The following is a 7,525-nucleotide window of genomic DNA, read 5'->3' on the forward strand; positions in this document are numbered from 1 at the left end:
AACTCGATCCGATACCCACGAATCTTGACCTGCTCATCAGCCCGCCCGGCATACCGCAACTGCCCATCAGGACCCCACGACACCAGATCCCCGGTCCGATACATCCGCTGGCCCGACGACCCGTTGCCCGCAAACGGACACGCCACGAACCGCGACGCACTCAACCCCGGACGGCGCACATAACCCACACCCACACCACGGCCCGCCACGTACAACTCACCCACCACACCGGGCGGCACCGGGCGCAACCACCGATCCAACACGAACAACGCCGCACCCGGCACGGGGAACCCGATCGGCACCACCGACGAACCCACCTCGAGCGGACCACTGACTGTGGCATATACCGTGGTCTCGGTCGGCCCGTAGCCGTTGATCATCACCCGGCCCGGCGCCCACCGATCCACCACATCCACCGGACACGCCTCGGCAGCCACCATCAACGTCGATACCGATTCCAAACCCTCCGGCGCCAACATCCCCACCGCAGAAGGAGTTTGACTCAGCACCGTCACCTGCTGCTCAACCAGAAGCGAATGTAGATCCTCAGCCGAACGCGTCACCTGCTCCGGGACCACCACCAAGCGGCCACCATGCAGCAACGCCCCCCAGATCTCCCACACCGAATAGTCGAAAGCCAACGACGAACACGCAGCCCACACCTGGCCCGGACCCATCTCGACACCGACGTCCATACCATCGAAGAGCCGCGTCACATTCCGATGCGCAACGGCCACACCCTTCGGAACACCCGTCGTCCCCGACGTATAGATCACGTGCGCAACATCATCGGCATCCGGAACCGGCAACGGAGTGCTGGGCTGGCGATCAATCCGTGGATCGTCCACATCGATGACCGCGACGCCACACCCACGAACCCGCTCAGCCAACTCCGCACTGGTCAACACCACAACCGGTTTGGCATCACCCAACATGAACTCGACACGCCCATCCGGCACCACCGGGTCAACCGGCAGATAGGCCGCACCGGACTTCAAGACTCCCAGAATCGCCACAACCGCAGCCGCCGACCGATCCGACAACAGCGCCACACATTCGCCCGGACCCGCGCCCTGGGCGACCAACAGGTGCGCCAACCGATTCGAGGCCTCATCCAACTCCCGATACGACACCGAACGACCCTCGAACGACACCGCGACCGCATCCGGATCCCGCTCCACCTGCACCGCGAACAATCCCGGAATCGAGTCCTCGACCACCGCCCGCGCCAGTACTGCCCGGTGCCCCAACTCGTCCAGCCGCACCAGCTCGGCGACAACCAGCAGGTCGACTGCAGACAACCGCTGCGTGGTGTCGGCCGTGATCGCCACCAACACCCGCTGCAGCCGGTCGATCAGAGTCTGAATACTGGCGTCGTCGAACACGTCGGTGCGGAACTCCACCATCCCGGCGATACCGGTGGGTGCACCCGTGCTGTTGTAGTGCTCAGCCAGTGAGAACACCAAATCTGTCCTGGCAGTCTGGGTTTCGGCCTCCAGCGGGGTGGCCTCGACGTCACCCAACGCCAGTCCGGCGGCCGGATCGTTGTGCTGCCACGGCAGGTTCTGCCAGGTCAACAGGACCTGCACCAGCGGGTGGTGGGTGAGACTGCGGGTCGGATTGAGCCGGTCCACCAACACTTCGAAGGGCACATCCTGATGCTCATAGGCACCCAGGGCGCGCCTGCGCACCTGCGCCAGCAGGTCGGCCACCGTCGGATCTCCGGTCAGGTCGACCCGCAGGACAAGTGTGTTGACGAAGAATCCCACCAGCTCGTCCAGGGCCGACTCGCCACGACCGGCCGTCGCGATCCCAACCGCCACATCGGTGCTACCGCTGTGCTCGGACAACAGCACGGCCAGCGCGGCCTGCACCACCATGAAGCTGGTGACGTTGTGTTCCCTTGCGACCCGGGCGATCTGCTGCTGCAACTCGGCCGGCCAGTCGACCGCCACGCTGGCGCCCCGGTAGTCCGCGACGGGTGGATATGGCCGGTCCGTCGGCAACTCCAGACGTTCGGGAAGGCCCGCCAGCGCATCCTCCCAGTAGGCCACCTGCTCTGAGATCACGCTGTCGGGATCAGAGTCCGAACCCAGCCACTCCTGCTGCCACAACGTGTAGTCCACGTACTGCACCGGCAGCGGCGCCCAGATCGGTGCCCTGCCCCCGCACCGGCTCGAATAGGCCACACTCAGATCCGCCACCAGCGGAGCCACCGACCAGCCGTCGGCGGCGATGTGGTGCACGACTGCCGCCATCACGTGCTCGTCGGCGCTGATTCGGAACAGCCTGGCCCGCAACGGAATTTCTTTCGTCAGGTCGAAGCTGTACCGCGCTGTCGCACCGATGGCCTCATTCAGCCGATCGCCTGACCACAGGCCGGCGTCGACCACTTCCCAGCCGAAGTCAACCTGCTCCGCGGGCACCACAAGCTGTCGTGGGACACCGTCGACCGCGGTGAACAGCGTGCGCAGGCTTTCCTGACGAGCGATGACATCGACGAAGGCCGCACCCAGCGCGTCGGCGTCCAGTCGCCCCCGAAGTCGCAGCGCGACAGCCATGTTGTAGATCGGCGAGGGACCCTGCAGCTGCTCCAGGAACCACAACCGTTGTTGGGCATACGACAACGGCAGGACCTCGGGACGAGGTTGCACGCTCAACGGTGGGCGAGCCGCGCTGTCCCGATGCCGGTCCAGGTAGTCGGCGAGCCCTCCGACGGTGGGCTCGTCGAACAGGTACCGCACCGGCACATCCCAACCGAGCGACGACTGCAGCCTCGCGCTGACGCGAATGGCGATCAACGAATCGCCGCCGAGGGCGAAGAAATCATCATCGAGGCCGGCCCTGCCGAGCCCCAGCACCTCGGTGAACACCTCGGCGACGATCTTCTCGGTCTGGGTCTGCGGGGCCCGGAAGGACGTGGCGGTGAACGTCGGTTCGGGTAACGCCTTGCGGTCGATCTTCCCTGAGGAGGTCAGCGGGAACTCTTCCAGCACAACGATCTGGGCCGGCACCATGTATTCGGGCAGCTGTTCGGCCAACCACTGGCGCACCTCACCGACCTTGGCATTGGTGTGGGGGTCGTTGGCGTATCCGCCGTGCTGACGGGCATCGGTGGCGGGTTGGTAGAGATCGGTGAGCGCCGGCATCGCCTCGCCGTCGGACCCCCGGATGAAGACGGCGTCCAGGGTGCCGGGCTGAGTACCCCAGGTGACCCCGACGTGATATCCGGCGGCCTCGCCGAGCCGGTACAGCTGCTCGGGGGTGACGACATCCTCGGCAGTGGCGATCGTGTTGGCATGGACGAGCGCCTCGGCGAGCGGGAGCCCGGCGGCGAGTGCCTGTTCGATGGCGACATCGGCGATCACCCCGGTGCGGGGAATCGAACTGACCCGCGCGGTGGACGGACGTCGAGCCGTCAACTCGGCGCTCAACCCACTCAGACCCGCGCATTCTGTCCACGCCCAGTCGGGCGCACCGGCCAGCGAACACACCTGCGCCGGCGCCTTGTGAATGATGACGTCGTAGCGGTACCGGGTCAGCTCGTTGTCGGCTTCACCACGTTTGACGTGGATACCCACACCACCGACCGCAGGGTGCTCAGCTGCCCAGCTGGTGAAGAACTCTGGGGACAACAGCAATTCGTGTTCGCCCACCGTTGCGCGTTGCACGCGTTGACGGATGTCGTCGGTGTCGGTTCCGCTACCGCTGCGCGCCAGGGCGATGCCCGTCTGGAATGCGCCCTGCAGACTGTGGTTGCGCACATCGCCGACGAACAACGTCCCGCCCGGGGCCAGCAGCTCCACTGCCTTGTCGATGACCTCCGCCAGATATCCGGCGCTCGGGAAGTACTGGACCACAGAGTTGATGAGCACAACGTCGAAGTGCTCCTGCGGAAGCCCCTCGGTGACGTGCGCGGGTCGGGTCGACAATTGCACCCGATCGCCCCACGACTGCCCGGAAACCTCGGCCTGCAGCTTGGCGATCGTCGGCGCGGAAAAGTCTGTGCCCCAGTACTCCACGCACTTCGGGGCAATCTGCGACAGCATCAGCCCCGAGCCGACGCCGACCTCCAGAACCCGTCGCGGTTGCAGAGCAAGGATCCGGTCGACCGTCGTCGAACGCCATTCGGCCATCTCCGGCAACGGAATCGGATCGTCGGTGTAGCTGCTGTTCCAACCTCGGAAATCGTTGCCGAACTCCACCACCTGGAGATCGGCGTCATACAGCTCGTCGTAGATGTTCTGCCACTGGTCGACGACTTCGGCGTCGTGACCGGCGGTGCTGGTCTGTTCGAGACCGATGTAACCGACGAGGTGATCGACCCCGGTACTGCTGCGATGTATCGTCGCCGCCGCCTGGGTGACCTGGGGGCAGGCCAGCATCGTGTTCTCGATCTCCCCTAGTTCCAGTCGCTGGCCGCGCAGTTTGATCTGCGCGTCGGCCCGGCCCAGGTACTCGAGGCTTCCCGCCGGGGTCCAGCGCACCAGGTCTCCGGTGCGATACATGCGGGTTCCGGGTGCCCCAAAGGGGTTGGCCACGAACCGGTCCGCCGTCAGATCGGGCCGGCCGACATAACCGCGAGCCACCGCCGGGCCGGCCAGATACAGCTCACCGATCACCCCGACTGGCGCCGGATTCAGCCGCGTATCGAGTACAAGCGCATGTGTGCCGGGAACCGGGGCGCCGATCCGTACCGGTTCGCCACTCGAGAGAGCACTCCAGGTCGACCAGATGGTGACCTCGGTAGGCCCGTAGGCGTTGAACATCGCCCGTCCGGGTGCCCACGCCGCCACCAGCTCCGCAGGGCACGCCTCCCCGCCGGTGACCAGCGTGTCCAGTCCGTCGACGCGGGCCGGGTCGAGCGTCGCCAGCACCGTCGGGGTGATCAACGCGGCATCAACTCGCTGGTGGTGCAAGACCTCGTTCAGCGCTTCACCGGCATAGGAATCCGGAGGAGCCACCACCAGCGCAGCGCCCGAGGACACCGCCCACAACCACTCGAACACCGAGGCATCGAACGTCGGTGCGGCCACCATCAGCACCCGCGCGCCCGGGGGCACCCCGAACAACTCACGATGCGCCGCAGCCACCCCCAACACACCGGCATGGCTGATCGCCACGCCTTTGGGCGTGCCGGTGGAACCGGACGTGAAGATCACGTAGGCGGCATTGTCAATACTCAACGGCGCCACCCGATCCACGTCAGTGATCGGTTCAGAAGACTGCTCCGAAAGGTCCAATGCGGCCATGTCCAATACCGGACGCACTCCGGACCCGTCGACACTGTCAGCACCGAGGGTCAGAACGCAGGCCGCGCCGACGGTGTCGAGTACCGTGGCGATCCGCTCAGCCGGATGCGACCGATCCACCGGTACATACACCCCGCCGGCCTTGAGCACCGCCCACCACGCGACCACCAACTCCAAAGAGCGGCCCATCGCCACGCCCACCGCACGCTCCGGACCCACCCCCGCACCGATCAACCCCCGAGCCAACCGGTTCGATGCCTCATCCAGCTCTCGATACGACAGGACCCGTTCCCCGTCGACAACCGCCACACCATCCGGATCCGCCGCCACCGCCGCCGCCAACAACTCCGGACCCAAACCCACCGGAGCGCCAACACCCGAGCCAGACCAGTTGCGCAACAACCGATCCCGCTCATCTGGTTCCAGCAGACCCACCTCGCCCACCACGACTGACGAGTCAGCCACCACGGTCTCAAGCACCCGACCGAACCAACCCACCAACCGCTCGATACTGGACCGGTCATACAAATCCGTGGCATAGGCCACCGTGCCGACCGCCATCAGCGCACCGAGCCCCTCGGCGGGCGTTGCCTTCAGATCGAACAGCGCACACGCATCCCCGCTGGGTAGCTCGCGAAGATCGAACTCGAGGTCGAACCGGGCGGTACGAATGTCGGCGGTCAACGGCTCGACGCTCAGCGCGTCCAACGCGATCTCCGGGCGGACATTGTTCTGGAAGGCCAGGGCCACCTGGAACAACGGATGGTGCGAGGTGGAGCGCGTCGGGTTGAGCCGCTCCACGAGCAACTCGAACGGAACATCCTGATTGGCATAGGCGTCCAGCGCCTTCTGCCGCACCCGCTCCAACACCTCGCCGAACCGCAGTGCGGGCTCGACGGCCACCCTCAGCACCCAGGTGTTGACGAAGAACCCGACCAGCTCGTCGAGCGCCTGATCGTTGCGTCCGGCGATCGGCGTACCCAGCGCGATGTCCTCGCCGGCCCCGGCCCGCTGAAGCGCCACCGCCATCGCGGCCTGCAACACCATCGACACCGTCGCGTTGTGCGCCGCGGCAACCGCCTTGACCCCCGCCCACACCGGCGGGGCGATGCTCATTTCGACCGCATCTCCGCGATAGCTCGGTACCGGCGGGCGGGAACGATCCGCGGGCGGCGACACTACCTCGGGAAGTTCCGCCAGCTCCTGGCGCCAGTATCCCAACTGGCTGGCGATCACGCTGTCAGGATCCGACTCCGCGCCCAGCCAATCCTGTTGCCACAACGTGTAGTCGGCGTACTGCACCGGCAGCGGCACCCAGTCCGGATCCTGGTCATGGAGCCGGGCCCGATATGCCACGCCCACATCCCGGGCCATGGGCGCCATTGACCAACCATCAAAAGCAATGTGATGCAGCACAATTCCGAGCACATACCGTTCGGAGCCCAACTCGTAGATCTGCGCCCTGATCGGGATCTCGGCGGCCAGATCAAACCGGTACGCCGCCAACGCCATCAGCTCGTCGGCCAGATCGGCCTCCGGCACCCGTACCACCGCGGGCCCGCCGCGCCGCCACAATCCCGGCTCGGCAGGCAGCACCTTCTGGAAGGCCAAGCCGTCGACTTGAGGAAACACCGTGCGCAGTGACTCGTGCCGGGAGATCACGTCATCGAGGGCCGATGAGAGCGCTTCCACATCGAGGGCACCGTTGATCCGGAACGCCGTCGGCATGTTGTAAGTCGCGGCCCCGTCCTCGAACCGGTTGAGGAACCACAGCCGGCCCTGTGCAAACGACAGTGGAATAGCTTCGGGGCGTTCACCGGCGACCAATGGTGCGCGCCGGTCGACGCTTTCGCCGACGCGAGGTGCCAACTGGGCCACCGTCGGTGCATCGAACAAGGTGCGCACGGCAAGCCCGGCATCCAGGCTGGTGTTGACCGCCGCGACCGTACGCATCGCCAGAATGCTGTCGCCGCCGAGGTCGAAGAACGAGTCATCCACCCCCACCCGATCCAACCCCAGCACCTGAGCGAAGATGCCGGCCAGGATCTCCTCGACCGCGTTGGTCGGGGCGCGATACCCGTCACCGACGTATTCGGGTGCCGGCAGGGCCCGCTTGTCCAGCTTGCCGTTGACCGTCAACGGCAACTGCTCCAGCGCCACGACCGCCGCGGGCACCAAATAACTCGGCAACCGCTGCGCCAACACAGCCCGCACCTGCACCGGATCCGCAACACCGGTCAGATAAGCCACCAGACGCTTCTCACCCGGACGGT

The 7,525-nt window shown here is 66.0% G+C and carries 1 protein-coding gene; it reads right to left on the reverse strand.

Annotated features, from left to right (window positions below; all coding sequences use genetic code 11):
* On the reverse strand, positions 1 to 7,525 hold a 7,525-nt coding region (locus ACWEFV_RS32270; protein WP_450073113.1), incomplete at both ends, for an amino acid adenylation domain-containing protein.

This window comes from Mycobacterium sp. NPDC004974 (assembly GCF_053600815.1).